Annotated in this window: 16 protein-coding genes; 3 read left to right on the plus strand and 13 right to left on the minus strand. The window is 59.0% G+C overall.

The features are described from left to right. Nucleotides 1-4: 4 nt before the first annotated feature. Complete coding sequence (locus tag BFC21_RS12805) at nucleotides 5-547, minus strand: YaeQ family protein (RefSeq protein WP_016781928.1); 543 nt, start codon at nucleotides 545-547, stop codon at nucleotides 5-7. Between the two features lie 135 nt (nucleotides 548-682). On the opposite strand from BFC21_RS12805, the gene BFC21_RS12810 reads away from it, so the two are divergent. Next, entirely contained in the window at nucleotides 683-1,882 is a 1,200-nt protein-coding gene (locus BFC21_RS12810) for a CaiB/BaiF CoA-transferase family protein (protein ID WP_088378045.1), read from the plus strand. Nucleotides 1,883-1,925: 43 nt separating this feature from the next. Then, nucleotides 1,926-2,738: a TIGR02285 family protein gene (locus tag BFC21_RS12815; RefSeq protein ID WP_088378046.1), complete on the plus strand. Its 813-nt coding sequence runs from the start codon at nucleotides 1,926-1,928 to the stop codon at nucleotides 2,736-2,738. A 166-nt stretch (nucleotides 2,739-2,904) separates the two neighbouring features. On the opposite strand, the gene BFC21_RS12820 is transcribed toward BFC21_RS12815, so the two are convergent. From BFC21_RS12820 to xerD, 6 genes are all read right to left on the minus strand, one after another. Beyond that, nucleotides 2,905-3,324 carry a response regulator gene (locus BFC21_RS12820; protein ID WP_088378047.1) on the minus strand — a complete coding sequence of 140 codons (420 nt, stop codon included), beginning with the start codon at nucleotides 3,322-3,324 and terminating at the stop codon, nucleotides 2,905-2,907. Between the two features lie 101 nt (nucleotides 3,325-3,425). Beyond that, nucleotides 3,426-5,552: a transporter substrate-binding domain-containing protein gene (locus tag BFC21_RS12825; protein WP_256557647.1), complete on the minus strand. Its 2,127-nt coding sequence runs from the start codon at nucleotides 5,550-5,552 to the stop codon at nucleotides 3,426-3,428. A 120-nt stretch (nucleotides 5,553-5,672) separates the two neighbouring features. Then, on the minus strand, nucleotides 5,673-7,082 hold the full coding sequence (thrC, locus tag BFC21_RS12830; protein ID WP_016781923.1) for a threonine synthase: 1,410 nt from the start codon (nucleotides 7,080-7,082) through the stop codon (nucleotides 5,673-5,675). Between the two features lie 106 nt (nucleotides 7,083-7,188). After that, on the minus strand, nucleotides 7,189-8,493 hold the full coding sequence (locus tag BFC21_RS12835; RefSeq protein WP_016781922.1) for a homoserine dehydrogenase: 1,305 nt from the start codon (nucleotides 8,491-8,493) through the stop codon (nucleotides 7,189-7,191). A 137-nt stretch (nucleotides 8,494-8,630) separates the two neighbouring features. Beyond that, nucleotides 8,631-9,362, minus strand: coding sequence for a DsbC family protein (locus BFC21_RS12840; RefSeq protein WP_016781921.1), 732 nt, complete (start codon nucleotides 9,360-9,362; stop codon nucleotides 8,631-8,633). 136 nt (nucleotides 9,363-9,498) lie between these two features. Beyond that, nucleotides 9,499-10,395 (minus strand): site-specific tyrosine recombinase XerD, encoded by an 897-nt coding sequence (xerD, locus tag BFC21_RS12845; protein ID WP_088378048.1) that lies wholly within the window; start codon nucleotides 10,393-10,395, stop codon nucleotides 9,499-9,501. Between the two features lie 120 nt (nucleotides 10,396-10,515). Between xerD and BFC21_RS12850 the strand changes: the two genes are divergently transcribed. Further along, on the plus strand, nucleotides 10,516-12,315 hold the full coding sequence (locus BFC21_RS12850; RefSeq protein ID WP_120266201.1) for a sodium:proton antiporter: 1,800 nt from the start codon (nucleotides 10,516-10,518) through the stop codon (nucleotides 12,313-12,315). Nucleotides 12,316-13,867: 1,552 nt separating this feature from the next. Here BFC21_RS12850 and BFC21_RS12865 read toward each other — a convergent pair. From BFC21_RS12865 to ffh, 6 genes are all read right to left on the minus strand, one after another. Continuing rightward, nucleotides 13,868-14,281, minus strand: a complete 414-nt coding sequence (locus tag BFC21_RS12865) for an acyl-CoA thioesterase (protein ID WP_088378050.1) — start codon at nucleotides 14,279-14,281, stop codon at nucleotides 13,868-13,870. A 97-nt stretch (nucleotides 14,282-14,378) separates the two neighbouring features. Continuing rightward, complete coding sequence (gene rplS, locus BFC21_RS12870) at nucleotides 14,379-14,729, minus strand: 50S ribosomal protein L19 (protein WP_003440273.1); 351 nt, start codon at nucleotides 14,727-14,729, stop codon at nucleotides 14,379-14,381. A 45-nt stretch (nucleotides 14,730-14,774) separates the two neighbouring features. Further along, nucleotides 14,775-15,527: a tRNA (guanosine(37)-N1)-methyltransferase TrmD gene (trmD, locus tag BFC21_RS12875; RefSeq protein ID WP_003440270.1), complete on the minus strand. Its 753-nt coding sequence runs from the start codon at nucleotides 15,525-15,527 to the stop codon at nucleotides 14,775-14,777. A 2-nt stretch (nucleotides 15,528-15,529) separates the two neighbouring features. Then, nucleotides 15,530-16,069, minus strand: coding sequence for a ribosome maturation factor RimM (gene rimM / locus BFC21_RS12880; protein ID WP_048363294.1), 540 nt, complete (start codon nucleotides 16,067-16,069; stop codon nucleotides 15,530-15,532). Nucleotides 16,070-16,074: 5 nt separating this feature from the next. Then, nucleotides 16,075-16,332: a 30S ribosomal protein S16 gene (gene rpsP, locus BFC21_RS12885; protein WP_016781915.1), complete on the minus strand. Its 258-nt coding sequence runs from the start codon at nucleotides 16,330-16,332 to the stop codon at nucleotides 16,075-16,077. A gap of 249 nt (nucleotides 16,333-16,581) precedes the next feature. Next, nucleotides 16,582-17,958 carry a signal recognition particle protein gene (gene ffh, locus BFC21_RS12890; protein WP_088378051.1) on the minus strand — a complete coding sequence of 459 codons (1,377 nt, stop codon included), beginning with the start codon at nucleotides 17,956-17,958 and terminating at the stop codon, nucleotides 16,582-16,584. Nucleotides 17,959-17,963: the final 5 nt, after the last annotated feature.

Genomic DNA, 17,963 nt, shown 5'->3' on the forward strand with positions numbered 1-17,963 from the left:
TAACTTAGCCGCGTTCGCCTTGCAGCCACTGCAGTTGCACTTCGTGCTGGCCGCGGTCGTCAGTCACGAAAATCGTGCCTTCGCTGATCATTACGTCCCACTTGATGACCCGGGGCATGTCTTTGGCCAGGACTTCAAGAATCTCTTGTGGCACGGCAGCAATGTTGACGTTCTTCAGGTTCTTGATCGCAGGAATGACCTTGCCTTCCCACACGCGCAAGCTGCCATAGGCCAGCAGGCTGGTGCGTTCGGTACGGCGCGAGCACCAGGTCAGGCGGTCGGCATCGGGCTGGCCAACTTCGATCCAGTGCAGGACACGATCGTCCAGGCTTTTTTCCCACAGGGCTGGTTCGTCTACATCAGACAGACCACGACCAAAAGACAGCTGCTCGTTGTACCAGAAGGCGTAGGCCAGGAGGCGCACGGTCATGCGTTCTTCAGTTTCCGAAGGGTGACGGGCGATGGTCTGCTTGACGCTTTCATAGACCCCGCGATCGAGATCGGTAAGGTTGAGTTCAAACTTGTAGGTCGTGGACGGCTGTGCCATGAACGGGCTTCTTGATACGGAGAAAGGCGGCAAGTCTAACCGATACACCGTGATTGAACGAATCGGCCAGCTTCTTGCCAGCCGCCAGCTATGTTAAAAGGCTGTACTCGCTCGCCCCCTGGACAAGGATTCCACATGCCGCTCGCCACCAAACCCCTTTCGGGCCTTAAAGTCGTCGAATTGGGCACCCTGATCGCCGGGCCTTTTGCATCGCGGATTTGCGCCGAGTTCGGCGCCCAGGTGATCAAGGTCGAATCCCCGGACGGCGGCGACCCGCTGCGCAAATGGCGCAAGCTATATGAGGGCACGTCGCTGTGGTGGTTTGTCCAGGCACGCAACAAGAAATCCCTGACCCTGAACCTCAAGCACCCCGATGGCCTGAGCATCCTCAAGGCGCTGCTGGCAGACGCCGATATCCTCATCGAAAACTTTCGCCCCGGCGTACTGGAAAAGCTCGGCCTGGGCTGGGATGTGCTGCATGCGCTCAATCCCAAGCTGGTGATGGTGCGCCTGTCCGGCTTTGGCCAGACCGGGCCGATGAAAGACCAGCCGGGGTTTGGCGCGGTCGGCGAATCCATGGGCGGGCTGCGTTATATCACCGGTTTTGAGGACCGCCCGCCGGTGCGCACGGGCATTTCGATTGGCGACTCGATTGCCGCGCTGTGGGGCGTGATTGGCGCACTGATGGCCTTGCGTCATCGCGAGGTCAACGGGGGCCAGGGCCAGGTGGTGGACGTGGCGCTGTACGAGGCCATTTTTGCCATGATGGAAAGCATGGTGCCGGAGTTCGATGTATTCGGTTTTATCCGTGAGCGTACGGGCAATATCATGCCGGGTATTACCCCCTCCTCGATCCACACCAGCCAGGACGGCAAGCATGTGCAGATCGGCGCCAACGGTGACGCTATCTTCAAGCGCTTTATGCAGATTATCGGCCGTGACGACCTGGCCAATGACCCGGCGCTGGCGAGCAACGATGGCCGCGACGCGCGACGCGACGAGCTGTATGGCGTGATTGACCGCTGGGTCGGCTCACTGCCGCTGGCAACGGTGCTTGAACAACTGGCTGCGGCACAGGTACCGGCCAGCCGTATTTTTTCGGCAGAAGATATGTTCAGCGACCCGCAATTTCTGGCCCGAGAGATGTTTCTGCAGGCCAAACTGCCGGACGGCAAGGACTTCAAGATGCCGGGGATCGTGCCCAGGCTGTCCGATACCCCCGGCTCGGCGGATTGGGTCGGCCCGCAGCTGGGCGAGCACAATCACGAGGTATTGAGCGGCCTGGGTTACGACGCCGCGGCAATTGCCAGCCTCAAGCAGTCAGGCGCCATCTAGGCGTGCTGGCCATTTTTGCTGGCAAGCGAAGGAGATCAGCACGATGACCCGTCCCTCGACGCGGCGAAGCCTTTGGGCTGGCCTGATTGCCTCGCTGATGCTGGGCTGGGCCCCGGCAAGCCAGGCGGTGCCAACGCTGATCTGGCTGCTGCGCGACCTGCCGCCCTTGACCGTGTTTCATGGCCCGCAAAAGGGTCAGGGGGTGATCGACAAAATGATGCCCGACCTGATCGCCAACATGCCGCAGTACCAGCACATTGTGATGCAGGTAAACCGCGCACGGGCCCTGCAGATGCTTGAAGAGCAATCACTGGCCTGCGACCCGGCATTGGTCTGGAACCCGGCTCGCGCCCTGTCGATTGTTTATTCCGAGCCCGTTACCGAGTTGCACAGCAATGGCATGGCGATTCTGCGTGAGGACCGGCAACGGCTGCAGCCCTTTATTCATGACGACAAGGTCGACCTGCCTGGCCTGCTCAAGGCACAAACCCTCAAGCTTGGGGTCATTGCCAAACGCAGTTACGGGGTATGGATTGATAACCAGCTGGCGCGGGGCCCGGCGAGCCAGATTGTCATGCATTACGGCAGCGATCCGCTGGCCAGCCTGTTGCAGATGCAGCAAGCCGGCCGCATGCCCGCACTACTGGGCTATTGGCCGGAAATTCAGGCCAAGGCCAGCCAGCAAGGCTTGTCACCCGACGCGCTGATGTTTTACCCGATCCAGGGCGCGCCCGAGTTTCAGCCCATCTACGTTGGCTGCACGGACACGCCTGAAGGTCGCGAGGTGATCAGCCACGTCAATTCGATTCTGCTCAAACTGGGGCCAGCGCCCCCGTCCAGCCTGGATGTGCATTGACAAAAAAAAGCCATAAAAAAACCCCGAACAGTGGGGAGGCTGCCCGGGGTCTAACAAGGTCATGATGACCTGCTCAACAGGCTACAAGCATCGGAGCAATAAACTTGCTCCTGTTGATGATAAATCTGACACGCCTCGGCTGGCGGAAGTTCCACCGTACGGACAATTAATTTGTGCCGCCCTCCCCCGTATAGCGGTGTGACTGCCGATAGAGATCCAGCAACTGCCCCAACCCGGCCACGGTCACCGGTTTGGGCAGGCACCCCAGCACCTCAAGCCCGTGCCGACGGGCCATGCGGGCCGCCATTTCGATCACATGGGGCGCAGCCGCACTCGAGATGATCAACGCCGTGGCATCACGCTTGAGCGCCAGCTCGCGGATAAGCTGCAGCCCTGAAGGCCCCTCCATGTACAGATCGCAAATAGCCACATCAATGGCCCCGCGATTGAGCAGCGAATGGCGGGCAGAATCCACGCTCTCGGCGGTCAACACGTCAAAAATACGGAATGCATTCAACATTTGATGCAACACCATCAATTGAAATGGGTTGTCTTCAAGAATCAATACTTTCAACGGTCGCATCATGGGCCTTCAGGGCATAAACCTGATGTTACAGAAGTGGTAAACCTTAGTAGGCTCAACAGCCGCATAACATAGGACAATTCCGCAATTGGCGTGGGAATGCGCTACAAGCGATTTTCACCGTCAAAAATGCCCCGGACCTCCCACTTCCTGGCGTCTGACTTGTCAAACCAACCCCCTACCAGCCCCTCCATACGGCCGGTTTCCGAGTAGAACGGCGCGGCCCACTGATAGATTTCCATCCCGCCGGTTTTAAACTCCACCCAACGCTTTTGATAGCACGGTTTACGGCTTTGAATCATGTTCATGATTTCGCGCTGAAACTTTTCGGCCAGTTCCTGGGAAAACAAATCCACTTCAGTTACCTTCAACCCGCAAATTTTCCCCAGGCGGACCGACAAGCGCTCCTCATAACTTTGATTGCAGGTAATCAACTGGCCCTCAAGGCCAACCACAAAAATCGGGCTGGGGATGCCATCCAGAAAGCGGTGGCTGAGCTTCAATTGTTCCTTGAGGCTCAGTTCGTACTCGCGCCCGGCCCCCAGTTGCCTGCGCAAAAAACCGTTGTAGAAAAGTGACATAAGCCCGACCGAGCACAAGCCCGCAATCGCCCACCACAGCCCCGGCGAGTGGTACAGGCCACTTTCGATGATCAGCGGTTGGCCAGCACCTCCCAGCCATGTGGTGCGCAGCGTGCGGATATCGGCCACGGGAATGGCCTCCAGGGCCTTGTTCATGATGCTGAACAGCTCCGGGTAGCGGGCTGGCACCGAAAAACTGGCGGCAGCCCATTGCCCTTCAACACTGCGCCCGACCTTCAACCGCCCCGGCGGATACAGGTAGGCCTGCGTCTCGGTCTGGATCGTCGCATCCGCGTCGCCATTGGCCACCGCGTGACGGGCCTGGGCATAGGTATCAACCAGACGCAGCGTAACTGCGGGGTATTCACGCCGAATGTAGTCTTCAAGGGCATGCCTGGCCGGCAGCACCAGGACCTTGCCGGCAAGCTGGCTCAGCGAGCCCAGCCGGGAATCATTGACCCGCACTACAAACACCCAGGGTGCCCCGCCGTATGAGTAGGTGAAATTCAGGAAGGCCTTGCGCTCACGGCTTCTGGAGAGGCTTGAGTTCATTTGCGCCTCGCCGCTTTTGAGCATGTCGAGGATTTGCACGGTTGAAAACGCCTCTTTATGAACAAATTGCAGGCCGGTCATGCGAGAAATGCGCGCCAGAAGGTCAATGCTCAGGCCCGCCCAGCGGCCGTCGCCGGTCCTGAAGCTGTAGAGGGGAAACTGCTGGGTGGCCAGGGTCACAACCGGATTGCGCTGGATCCACTCCCGTTCGGTGGGCAGCAGATCGATGCGCTGCTGCGCAATGCTGCCTTCCAGCCCGCTGGTCCAGCGCGAAAGCACCATGCGCGTTGCATGCTCATCAAGGCTTTCCAGTGCGCGATCGATCAGGGATGCCAGCCTGGTGCTGGAATGACGCGTGGCAAAAGCAAAGCCGAATGCGGGCAAGGCACTGTCACCGACAATGCGCAGCCCCGAGTGCGGACGAAAGCTTTTGAAGGACTGCACGATCAGTTCATTGCCGATAAAGGCATCAATATCGCCCTCGGTCAGCGCGTCCATTGCATTGTGCAAATCGGCAATGATGACGATCTCACTGCTCGGGTAAAACGCCTGGGCTGTATGGAAATCGACGTATCCGGCCATAAAGCCGATTCTTTTGCCGGCCCAGCTGCTGAACGGCTCCTCGTCACCGGTACGGCAGACCACAACCAGGCGGTCGGCCATGTACTCCTGGGACAGAACAACGCCTTCGATACCACGCTCAAATCCGCTGGCGCTGGTCAGGATATCGACTTCGCCGGCCAATAGCCGGGCAACCGCCTGCTCCCGCGTCCTGTAGCCCAGAACCTCAACGGGCACCCCCAGCTTGTCGCGCAGGATGCTCAAGTAATCGGCACTGAGGCCTTGGTAGTGGTTGCGGTCGGTGGTGATGTCGACAGGTTCGTAATCACCGGTGGCGATACCGACCCGCAAGGTGCCCTGGCTGGCCAGCCATTGCCGGTCGGCGGCGTCCAGCGGCATTGGCACGGACTCGACAGCGCTGCTCGACAGCCTGAAGGGTATGCCCGGTTCGCCGATGACCGGCTGGGCAAGACTGAACATGCCCATAGCCAGCACTACGCGCATCCATGTTTGAAATGCCTGGTGAATACATGACATGACAGCTCCCTTGACCGGGTATTCGCCAGCATACGAGGGGCGAAAACCAGGCAAGTTTGCCATGCACCAATAAAAAAGCCCGTCAGATGACGGGCTTCAAAACGCGTAAGACAAATGCCTTCAGAGCGGCTTGCCACGGTTGCCATGCTGGCTGACAAAGGCTTGTACAGCCTTGAGGTCATTGGCCAACACGGTGTAGCGCTCTTCTCGCTCAAACAAGTCAGAAAGATGTGACGGCAACTCCAGCGCTTTACCTACGCCAGCTTTTTCAACCGCATCCGGGAACTTGACCGGATGTGCCGTGCCCAGGATCACCATTGGAATATCCAGGCTGCGACGGCATTCACGCGCCGCATGCACACCGATGGCCGTGTGCGGGTCGAGGACTTCACCGGTTTCTGCAAACACCTGGGCGATGGTTTCGCAGGTTTGTTCGTCATCCACTGCCAGCGAATCGAACAGACGGCGTGCTTCGGTCCAGCGGTCTTCTTCAACGCTGAAGTTGCCGGTTTGCTTGAAGGCATCCATCAGGCCCGCAACCGCGGCGCCATTACGACCGTGCAGGTCGAACAGCAGGCGTTCAAAGTTGGACGACACCATGATGTCCATCGACGGCGACAGGGTCGCGTGCAGGGTGTCCTTGGCATACTGGTTGCCGCTCATGAAGCGGTGCAGGATGTCATTGCGGTTGGTGGCCACGATCAACTGGTTGATCGGCAGGCCCATGTTGCGTGCCAGGTAACCGGCGAAGATGTCGCCGAAGTTGCCGGTAGGCACCGAGAACGACACGGAACGGTGCGGCCCGCCCAACTGCAGGGAGGCGTGGAAGTAGTAAACGATCTGGGCCATGATCCGCGCCCAGTTGATCGAGTTCACGGCCACCAGGCGGGTGCCCTTGAGGAAGCCCTGGTCAGCGAAGCTGGCCTTGACCATTTCCTGGCAGTCATCGAAGTTGCCTTCGATGGCGATGTTATGGATGTTGTCACCGAACAGCGTGGTCATCTGCCGACGCTGCACTTCAGACACCCGGTTGTTGGGGTGCAGGATGAAAATATCGACGTTTTCACAGTGCTTGCAGCCTTCGATCGCCGCCGAACCGGTATCACCGGAAGTGGCGCCGACGATCACTACACGCTCGCCGCGCTTGGCCAGTACATAGTCGAGCAAGCGGCCGAGCAGCTGCAGGGCAAAGTCCTTGAACGCCAGGGTCGGGCCGTGGAACAGCTCCAGCACCCATTCGTTGCCGTTGAGCTGACGCAGCGGCGCTACAGCGGCGTGGGAAAACGCACCGTAGGTTTCTTCGAGAATCTTTTTGAAGTCGGCATCCGGAATGCTGCCGGTCACAAACGGGCGCATCACCCGGAAGGCCAGCTCGTGGTAAGGCAAACCGGCCCAGGAAGCGATTTCTTCCTGGGTAAAGCGCGGCAGGTTTTCCGGCACATACAAACCGCCATCACTGGCCAGGCCGGCCAGCAACACATCTTCAAAATTCAGGGCCGGTGCCTGGCCACGGGTACTGATATAGCGCATGGGTTCAAACCTTCGGTTCGAGCGGCAAGCGGTTTAGCTACAGCGGCAAGAAAAATGCAATCTGGCTCTTGCTTGCCACTTGTAGCGTGTCGCTTGCAGCTCTTGATTAATTGAGATGCTCAACGCGGATGCGAACAACCGGGCCCACAACGCCTTGCAGCGCTTCAAGCGCAGCGATGGCATCGTTGATGTGCTGCTCGATCACGCGGTGGGTCAGCAGGATCATCGGCACCAGGCCGTCATGCTCCTCGACTTCTTTCTGCATGATCGATTCGATGTTGATGCCGCGCTCGGACAGGATACTGGCCACTTGCGCCAATACACCCGGGTGGTCCTTGGCCTGGATACGCAGGTAGTAGGCACTTTCGCACGCTTCGATCGGCAGGATCGGGTGATCGGACAGCAGATCCGGCTGGAAAGCCAGGTGCGGTACGCGGTTTTCCGGGTCGCTGGTCATGGCACGCACCACGTCCACCAGGTCGGCAACCACGGACGAAGCCGTTGGCTCCATGCCAGCGCCGGCGCCGTAGAACAGGGTCGAACCGGCAGCATCACCGTTGACCATCACGGCGTTCATCACGCCATTGACGTTGGCAATCAGGCGATCAGCCGGGATCAGCGTCGGGTGGACCCGTAGCTCGATGCCGTTGGCCGTGCTGCGTGCAACACCCAGGTGCTTGATGCGATAGCCCAGCGCTTCTGCGTAATTCACATCAGCGGTTGTCAGCTTGGTGATGCCTTCGGTGTAGGCCTTGTCGAATTGCAGCGGGATACCGAAGGCAATCGACGCCAGAATGGTCAGTTTGTGCGCGGCATCGATACCTTCGACGTCGAAGGTCGGGTCGGCTTCGGCATAGCCCAGCGCTTGCGCTTCAGCCAGCACGTCTTCGAACGTACGACCTTTTTCGCGCATTTCGGTGAGGATGAAGTTACCGGTGCCGTTGATGATGCCCGCCACCCAGTTGATGCGGTTGGCCGAGAGGCCTTCACGGATCGCCTTGATCACCGGGATGCCGCCTGCAACGGCCGCTTCGAACGCAACGATCACGCCCTTTTCCTGGGCCTTGGCGAAGATTTCGTTACCGTGAACGGCAATCAGTGCCTTGTTCGCGGTCACGACGTGCTTGCCGTTTTCGATGGCTTTGAGCACCAGCTCGCGGGCGATGGTGTAACCGCCGATCAGCTCGATAACGATGTCGATTTCAGGGTTGGTCGCAACAGCGAATACATCGTTGGTAATGGGGGTACCGGTAATGTCGCACTGAGGGTTTGGCGTACGCATTGCAATTTGCGCAACCTGGATACCACGCCCGGCACGGCGGGCAATTTCCTCGGCGTTACGCTTTAGTACGTTAAAGGTGCCGCCACCGACGGTCCCGAGCCCACAGATACCTACTTTGACCGGATTCACGCTGAACTCCCCATAAAACGGCCGACTCAAGGTCGGCCGTGGAAAACAACCGTGGATTGCCACGGTTCTCTAATGAATGGCCGGGCAGCTGAAGCGCCCCGCCATGATCGTCACAGGCTTAGCGTGACGACGCTGGATTATTTAACACTCAGTGCCAGCTTGCCAACCTGCGCAGCAGGCTGATAACCCGGAATCACCTGACCGTCAGCCAAAACGATGGCTGGCGTGCCATTGACGCCGATGGACTGGCCCATGGCGAACTGCTTGGCAACCGGGTTGGCGCATTTTGGCGCCTCGACCGTTTTGCCATCCGTCATCTTGTCCATCGCCGCTTTTTTGTCCTTGGAGCACCACACCGCCTGCAACTGCTGGTCACCCGGCGAGCCGAGGCCCTGGCGCGGGAACGCTACATAGCGCACTTCAATGCCCATTTTGTTCAGTTGCGGGACTTCGGCGTGCAGCTTGTGGCAATACGGGCACGTTGTATCGGTAAAGACCGTGATATGCGACTTGGTTTCGCCGATGGCAGGGTAAACGACGGTTTCTGCCACCGGGATACCATTGATCAACTTGGCCACGCCAACGCGCTCGGCCTGCTCGGTCAGGTTGACCGGCTTGCCGTCCTTGAGCTGGAACATATAGCCCTGGACGATGAACTGGCCATCGGCGCTGGCATACAGCACGCGGCTGCCCTTGAGCTTGACTTCATACAGGCCGGCCAGCGGGCTGGCGCTGATGCTCTCGACCGGCACATCCAGCTGCAGGGTTTCGAGGCTCTTGCGGATGGCTTGTTCGGCGCCGGTATCGGCGAACGAGAAGGTGCTGACCAACGCAATGGCTGCGGCGGCAAAAATCTGGATCACACGCATGGGAACTCCTGAAGACGGGCAAAGCGGCCAACCCCGATCCCCATCCTGAAACAGCGGGTTGGGGCGGTGCGCTTTCTAAACCGGCAAAGCCTACCACAGATGGCCTGCATGGCCGACCCTGACTGACGCAAGACACCTAGCCACGCGGGTGATGGAGGGCATGCAGGTCCTGCAGGCGAGCGCGGGCAACGTGGGTGTAAATCTGCGTCGTCGACAGGTCGCTGTGGCCCAGCAGCATTTGCACCACACGCAAATCGGCGCCGTGGTTGAGCAAATGGGTGGCGAAGGCATGGCGCAGGGTGTGTGGCGACAGCGACTTGTCGATCCCGGCCACCCTGGCCTGATGCTTGATGCGGTGCCAGAAGGTCTGGCGGGTCATTTGCTCCCCGCGCTGGCTGGGGAACAGCACATCACTGGGGCGACCGCCGAGCAACTCGTGACGGGCATCGCGCATGTAGCGTTCAACCCGCACGATGGCCTCCTCCCCCATCGGCACCAGACGCTCCTTGCTGCCCTTGCCCATCACCCGCAAAACGCCCTGGCGCAGATTGACCTGTTCCAGGGTCAGGCTGATCAGCTCGGTTACCCGCAGGCCGCAGGCATACAGCACTTCGAGCATGGCCCGATCACGCTGGCCGATGGCCTCACTCAAGTCGGGGGCGGCGAGCAATGCCTCAACGTCCGCTTCCGACAGGGATTTAGGCAATGGCCTGCCCAACTGCGGCATATCGACCTGCAAGGTAGGGTCGATGGCAATCAGCTTTTCTCGCAGCAGATAGCGGTAGAAGCCACGCGCACCGGAGAGAAAACGCGCCGTTGAACGAGGCTTGTAGCCCTGCTCCAGGCGCCACGCCAGATGATCGAGGATCATCTCGCGCCCGGCACTGGCCAGGGCGATATCGCGCTCCTGCAACCAGCCATTGAACAGGGCCAGGTCACTGCGATACGCGTTGCGGGTGTTGTCCGACAGGCCCTTTTCCAGCCACAGGGCATCCAGGAAACGGTCGATAAGTGGGTCGTCTATAGCGGGCATTGGCTCTCGAAACGCACAGGCCGAAGGCTGCGCACAAATAAAAAGTGAACTGCAAAAGTGAGCGCTAGTCTTTCATGGCTGGCGGATGCCATAAACCCCAAGTTTTCACAGGATGACCTTATGACCGAACAACAGATCCTGCTGTCTTTCGGCGGCATCGGCATCGCAGCCCTGGGTTCCCAATGGCTGGCCTGGCGCCTGAAGCTGCCGGCCATCCTGTTTTTACTGTTGAGCGGGATCCTGGTCGGCCCCGTGCTGGGCTGGCTGGACCCCCAGGAGCTGTTCGGCCCCCTGCTGATGCCGCTGGTTTCCCTGGCGGTGGCCTTGATTTTGTTTGAAGGCAGCCTGACCCTGCACCTGTCGGAGTGGCGCGAAATCGGCACCGTCGTGCATCGCCTGGTGACCATCGGCGCGCTCTCGACCTGGGCGGTGATCACCCTTGCCACCCATTGGCTGCTGGGTTTTGACTGGCTGCTGGCGTTGCTGTTCGGCACCCTGACCCTGGTCACCGGGCCGACGGTGATTGTGCCGATGCTGCGCGTGGTGCGGCCCAAGGCATCGATTGCCAATATCCTGCGCTGGGAAGGCATTGTGATCGACCCGATAGGCGCGCTGCTCGCGGTGGTGGTCTACAGCTTTATTATCGCCAGTGCCACCGGCGAGGGGCTGAGCCACAGCCTGCTGACCTTCGCCGGGGTGATTGTATGCGGCAGCCTGTTTGGCATCGTGGGCGGCTGGATCATGGGGCAAATCGTACGCCACCAGTGGCTGCCAGAGTACCTGCACAGCCTGGCCACGCTGGCGGCGGTGCTGGCCGTGTTTATCGGCGCCAATACGGTGATGCATGAGTCCGGCCTGCTGGCGGTCACGCTGATGGGCATGTGGATGGCCAATATGAAAGGCGTGGATGTGCGCAACATCCTGCACTTCAAGGAAAACCTGAGCATCTTCCTGATCTCGGGGCTGTTTATCCTGCTCGCCGCGCGCCTGGACTTGAACGCGATGATCGGCCTGGGCCCCGTGGTACTGGTGTTGCTGCTGGTCATTCAGTTCATTGCCCGGCCGCTGAACGTGGTGCTCTCGACCTTTGGCTCGAAACTGAACTGGCGCGAGCGGGCCTTGCTGGCCTGGATTGCCCCGCGCGGGATTGTCGCGGCAGCTGTTTCAGCGATTTTCGCGATCCGCCTGGATGAAGCAGGCCATCAGGGCGCCCTGCTGCTGGTACCCCTGACCTTTGCGGTGATCATTGGCACCGTGGTGTTGCAAAGCGCTACGGCGCGGCCCCTGGCACGTTTGCTCAAGGTGGCAGAGCCCGCGCCCAGCGGCTTTTTGATCGTCGGCGCCAATGGCCCCGCCCGGCTCATTGGCAAAGCCCTGCAACAACTCGGCAGCCGTGTGCTGCTGACCGACTCCAACTGGGAGAATATTCGCGCAGCGCGTATGGAAAACCTGCCCACTTACTTTGGCAATCCGGCCTCGGAGCACGCCGAAAGCCATCTTGATCTGGTGGGCCTGGGGTACTTGCTCGCGCTGTCACCTTCTGGCGAGCTGAACACCCTGGCGGCGGCACGCTTTCATCATGAGTTCGGGCCACAGCGCCTGTTTGCCTTGACCAATGGCCAGGAAATCCGCCGCACCGACAAGCACCGTGCCAGCCATGAATACCGCGGGCAGGCACTGGGCAGCCCGGCGCTGACTTACGGCCAGCTGGCCAGTGAATTGAGCCAGGGAGCCGAGCTGTACAGCACCAACCTGACCGACAACTTCACCTGGGAAGACTACCTGGCCCTGCACGGCAAACGTCTCACCCTGCTGTTCGCCCGCGACAACAATGGCTGGGTGCATGTCGTGACACCTGACAGCGATTTGAAGCCTGGCAGCGGGTGGACGTTGCTGGCATTGATCAGGCAGCAGAGCTGAAGCCTCACTCCCCTGTGGGAGCGGGCTTGCTCGCGATGGCATCCCTGTGGTGTACCAGGCAGACCGCAGCGCTTGCATCGCAGGCAAGCCAGCTCCTACAAATAATGCGCTGTGCTGACACTGATCAGGCAGCAGAACTGAAGCCTCACCTCCGCTATGGGAGCGGGCTTGCTCGCGATGGCATCCTTGCGGTGCACCAGCCAGACCGCAGCGCTTGCATCACAGGCAAGCCAGCTCCTACAAATAATGCGCTGTGCTGGTGCTGATCAGGCAGCAGAGCTGAAGCCTCACTCCCCTGTGGGAGCGGGCTTGCTGGCGATGGCATCCCTGCGGTGCACCAGCCAGACCGCAGCGCTTGCATCGCAGGCAAGCCAGCTCCTACAAATAATGCGCTGTGCTGGCACTGATCAGGCAGCAGAACTGAAGCCTCACTCCCCTGTGGGAGCGGGCTTGCTCGCGATGGCATCCTTGCGGTGCACCAGCCAGACCGCAGCGCTTGCATCGCAGGCAAGCCGGCTCCTACAAATAATGCGCTGTGCTGGCACTGATCAGGCAGCAGAACTGAAGCCTCACTCCCCTGTGGGAGCGGGCTTGCTCGCGATGGCATCCTTGCGGTGCACCAGCCAGACCGCAGCGCTTGCATCGCAGGCAAGCCAGCGCCTACAAATAATGCGCTGTGCTGGTGCTGATCAGGCAGCAGAGCTGAAGCCTCACCTCCGCTATGGGAGCGGGCTTGCTCGCGATGGCATCCTTGCGGTGCACCAGCCAGACCGCAGCGCTTGCATCGCAGGCAAGCCAGCTCCTACAAATAATGCGCTGTGCTGGCACTGATCAGGCAGCAGAGCTGAAGCCTCACTCCCCTGTGGGAGCGGGCTTGCTCGCGATGGCATCCCTGCGGTGTGCCAGCCAGACCGCGGCGCATGCATCGCAGGCAAGCCAGCTCCTACAAATAATGCGCTGTGCTGGCACTGATCAGGCAGCAGAGCTGAAGCCTCACTCCCCTGTGGGAGCGGGCTTGCTCGCGATGGCAAGCCCTGCGGTGCACCAGCCAGACCGCAGCGCTTGCATCGCAGGCAAGCCAGCTCCTACAAATGATGCGCTGTGCTGGTGCTGATCAGGCAGCAGAACTGAAGCCTCACCTCCGCTATGGGAGCGGGCTTGCTCGCGATGGCATCCCTGCGGTGCACCAGCCAGACCGCAGCGCTTGCATCGCAGGCAAGCCAGCTCCTACAAATAATGCGCTGTGCTGGCACTGATCAGGCAGCAGAACTGAAGCCTCACCTCCGCTATGGGAGCGGGCTTGCTCGCGATGGCAAGCCCTGCGGTGCACCAGCCAGACCGCAGCGCTTGCATCGCAGGCAAGCCAGCTCCTACAAATAATGCGCTGTGCTGGTGCTGATCAGGCAGCAGAGCTGAAGCCTCACTCCCCTGTGGGAGCGGGCTTGCTCGCGATGGCATCCCTGCGGTGTGCCAGCCAGACCGCAGCGCTTGCATCGCAGGCAAGCCGGCTCCCACAAGTAACGGGCTGCTCACAAAACTGCGCAATGCCGCTTTACGGGGCAAACCCCGGCAGCACCGGCACCGGGCGCTTGTCTTCGTCGATGGCGACAAAGCTGAACACGCCCTGGATCGCCAGCTCACGGCTGTCGCAACTCATGCTTTCGACATACACCTCAACTTCAACCTTGAGGCTGGTGTTGCCAACTTTAACCACACGCCCCACCAGCTCAACAATGCAGCCAGCAGCAATCGGGTGGTTGAAATCAATACGGTCCGTGGACACCGTCACCAATGGCAGACGGCAAAAACGCGTTGCGGCAATAAACGACACTTCGTCCATCCACGCCAGCGCAGTGCCGCCAAACAGGGTGTTGTGGTGATTGGTGGTCGAAGGAAATACGGCTTTTGTGATGCGGGTAACGGACAGTTCTGTACGGCGTTGAATCTCTTGCTCACGCGAATTCATGCTTACTAACTACCTACAACTGGACAAAGGTCTGACAAATCTCAGGCAACAAAAAAGCAGCCCGAAGGCTGCTTTTTTCTGCATCGGGAAGCTGGACTTAAGCCAGTTTTTCCTTGATGCGAGCTGCTTTACCCGACAGGTCGCGCAGGTAGTACAGCTTGGCTTTACGCACGTCACCGCGACGCTTAACAGCCATGCTGTCGATTTGCGGGCTGTAGGTCTGGAAAGTACGCTCTACGCCAACACCGTTGGAGATTTTACGAACAGTGAAAGCACTGTTCACGCCACGGTTACGCTTGGCAATCACTACACCTTCGAAAGCTTGCAGACGCGAACGATCGCCTTCCTTCACTTTCACCTGAACGACAATGGTGTCGCCCGGGGCAAAAGGAGGGATCTCTTTAGTCATCTGCTCTGCTTCGAGTGCAAGGATGATTTTGTTAGTCATGCTGTGCTCCTAAGGTAGATCAACTGACCTACCATCGATACGTTGTTAACTATCGTCCCGCTCGCGGATGTATTCCTCGAGCAGCTTCTTCTCTTCTCCAGAAAGCGAGCGGCTTTCCAGAAGATCGGCGCGTCGTTCAAAGGTCCGCCCAAGGGACTGCTGTAAACGCCAACGCCGGATGTGTGCATGATTGCCACTAAGCAATACGTCGGGAACACGCTGATCCGCATACACCTCCGGTCGGGTGTAGTGCGGGCAATCCAGCAAACCATCCGTGAAGGAATCTTCCTCCGCGGAGTCCGCATGCCCTAAAGCTCCAGGCAGCAGTCGTGTAACCGCATCAATCAGAACCATCGCCGGCAGCTCGCCACCAGAGAGTACATAGTCACCAATCGACCACTCTTCATCGACATAAGCGTCTATAAAACGCTCGTCAATGCCTTCATAGCGACCTGCAATAAGGATTAATGCTTCCTCATTCGCCAGTTCGCGTACCGCCGACTGATTCAGTTGACGGCCTTGGGGCGACAGGTAAATCACCTTCGCCGCCTCTCCGGCTGCTTCCCTGGCCTGAACCAGTGCATCTTCCAGAGGCTTGATCTTCATCACCATGCCCGGACCACCGCCAAATGGGCGATCATCCACAGTGTGATGTCGATCCGTTGTGTAGTCTCGCGGGTTCCAACAAGTCAGCTGCAAGAGCCCTTGTTTCACCGCACGACTAGTGATGCCGTAGTCGCTGATGGCGGAAAACATTTCGGGAAACAAACTGATCACTTCTACGCGCAATTTAGCCACGCTTAGAAGTCCGCATCCCAATCCACCTTCATCTCGCCAGCGGCAAGGTCGACGCTCAACACGCATTGCTCTGTATAGGGCAACAAGCGATCGCGATCATCCAGGCTACCTGGGCAAGGTTTGACTTCCATGACATCGTTCGAGCCAGTTTCCATCAGGTCAACAATCTTGCCGAGCAATTGCCCTTCAAGGTTGGTCACTTTCAGTCCCTGCAGCTGGTACCAGTAGTACTCGCCGTCGGTCAGCTCAGGAAACAGGTTACGCGGCACGCAGATTTCGAATTCACGAAGAAGACCAGCTTCATCACGGTCATCGAGACCCTTGAGCTTTACAACCAGAAACTTGCCGTTATGAGAACGGCCACTGACCAGCTCTGCCTGTCGTACATCATTACCGCGCCGAAGCGTCAGTTTTTTGTAGTCCAACAGGTTATCAATTGGATCCGTAAAGGAATAAACCTTCACTTCGCCGCGCACGCCGTGAATTGAGTAAATTTTGCCGATAACGATCAAATCATCAGCAGTTTCAGGCGTCACGCTCATATTGCTCAGGCCGCAACCTTAGCTTTTTCGTTCTCTTTAACCAGCTGAGCAACACGCTCAGACAGTTGAGCACCAACGCTCAGCCAGTAGGCGAGGCGGTCTTCTTTAACGGAGAAACGGATTTCCTGACCACGGGCAACCGGGTTGAAGAAACCAATTTGTTCCTTGTGGGAACCGTCACGTGGGTTACGGCTGTCGGTAACGGTCAAGTGGTAAAACGGGCGCTTTTTGGAGCCGCCAAGGGCAAGACGGATTGTTAGCATGTGAACATCGTTCCTGTAGTCGGTGCTGCAAATCTAAAGGCACAGCGGGCATAGGTGCCCGAAAGGCCGCATATTCTAAGGAATATCCGGACTTTTGCAAATGTCTTTTTCTGGCGCCTACCGGCATGCCGTACAGACTTGCAACGAGGTCACCACGAATGGTGACAGGTCAGCTCCCGCACAGTGCGGGTTTGCCGGGTGTCTCGCATTGCTGCGAGTTGCCCGCACGCAAGCGTGCGGGCGGGTAAATTACATTTTTGGCATGCCGCCGCCGGGCATCATCGAGCCCATGCCGCGCATCATTTTGGCCATCCCACCTTTGGTGGAGAACTTTTTCATCATCTTTTGCATCTGCTTGTGCTGCTTGATCAAGCGGCCGATGTCCTGCACCTGAGTGCCGGAACCCATGGCAATCCGGCGTTTGCGCGAACCGCTGATCAGCTCAGGGTCGCGGCGCTCGGCCGGGGTCATGGAGTTGATGATGGCTTCCATCTGTTTGAACTGCTTTTCAGCTGCGCCCTGGGCATTGCCCATTTGCGCCAGATTGACCCCGCCCATGTTCGGCAGTTTGTCCATGAGGCCGCCAAGGCCGCCCATGTTCTTCATCTGTTGCAGTTGGTCGCGGAAGTCCTCGAGGTCGAAGCCTTTGCCTTTTTTAAGCTTTTTCGCCAGTTTGTCGGCTTTGTCTTTATCGAGGGTCTGTTCGGCCTGCTCGATCAGGCTGAGCACGTCGCCCATGCCGAGGATGCGCGAGGCGATACGGTCCGGGTGGAACGGCTCGAGCGCATCGCTCTTCTCGCCCATACCAATGAACTTGATCGGCTTGCCGGTAATGGCACGCACGGACAACGCCGCACCACCACGGGCATCACCGTCGACCTTGGTCAGGATCACACCGGTCAGCGGCAGGGCATCACCGAACGCCTTGGCGGTGTTGGCCGCATCCTGGCCGGTCATGGCATCGACGACAAACAGGGTTTCTGCAGGCTTGACGGCCGCATGCAGTTCCTGGATCTCGGTCATCATCTCGGCATCGATATGCAGACGACCTGCGGTATCGAGGATGACCACGTCGATGAACTTCAGCTTCGCTTCAGCAATGGCTGCGCGAGCGATATCCACCGGCTTCTGGCTCAGATCGGACGGGAAGAAGGTAACCCCGACTTCATTGGCCAGGGTTTCCAGCTGCTTGATCGCTGCCGGACGATAAACGTCGGCCGAGACCACCATCACGGTTTTCTTTTTGCGCTCTTTAAGGAAGCGCGCCAGCTTGCCGGCGGTGGTGGTTTTACCCGCACCCTGCAAACCGGCCATCAATACAACGGCTGGCGGCGTGACATTAAGGACCAGGTCCTCGTTGGCAGCGCCCATCAGGCTTTCCAGCTCGGCCTGGACGATCTTCACAAACGCCTGGCCCGGCGTCAGGCTGCGGGACACTTCAGTGCCTACAGCGCGCTCTTTGACCGCGTTGACGAAGTCTTTGACGACCGGCAACGCCACGTCGGCTTCCAGCAACGCCATGCGTACTTCACGCAGGGTGTCTTTGATATTGTCCTCGGTCAGCTTGGCCTTGCCGGTGACATGGCGCAGCGTCTGCGAGAGACGATCGGTTAAATTTTCAAACATGCGCG

Origin of the sequence: Pseudomonas sp. TMW 2.1634 (assembly GCF_001703595.1) — a bacterium.
In the GTDB taxonomy this organism is placed as follows: Bacteria; Pseudomonadota; Gammaproteobacteria; order Pseudomonadales; family Pseudomonadaceae; genus Aquipseudomonas; species Aquipseudomonas fragi.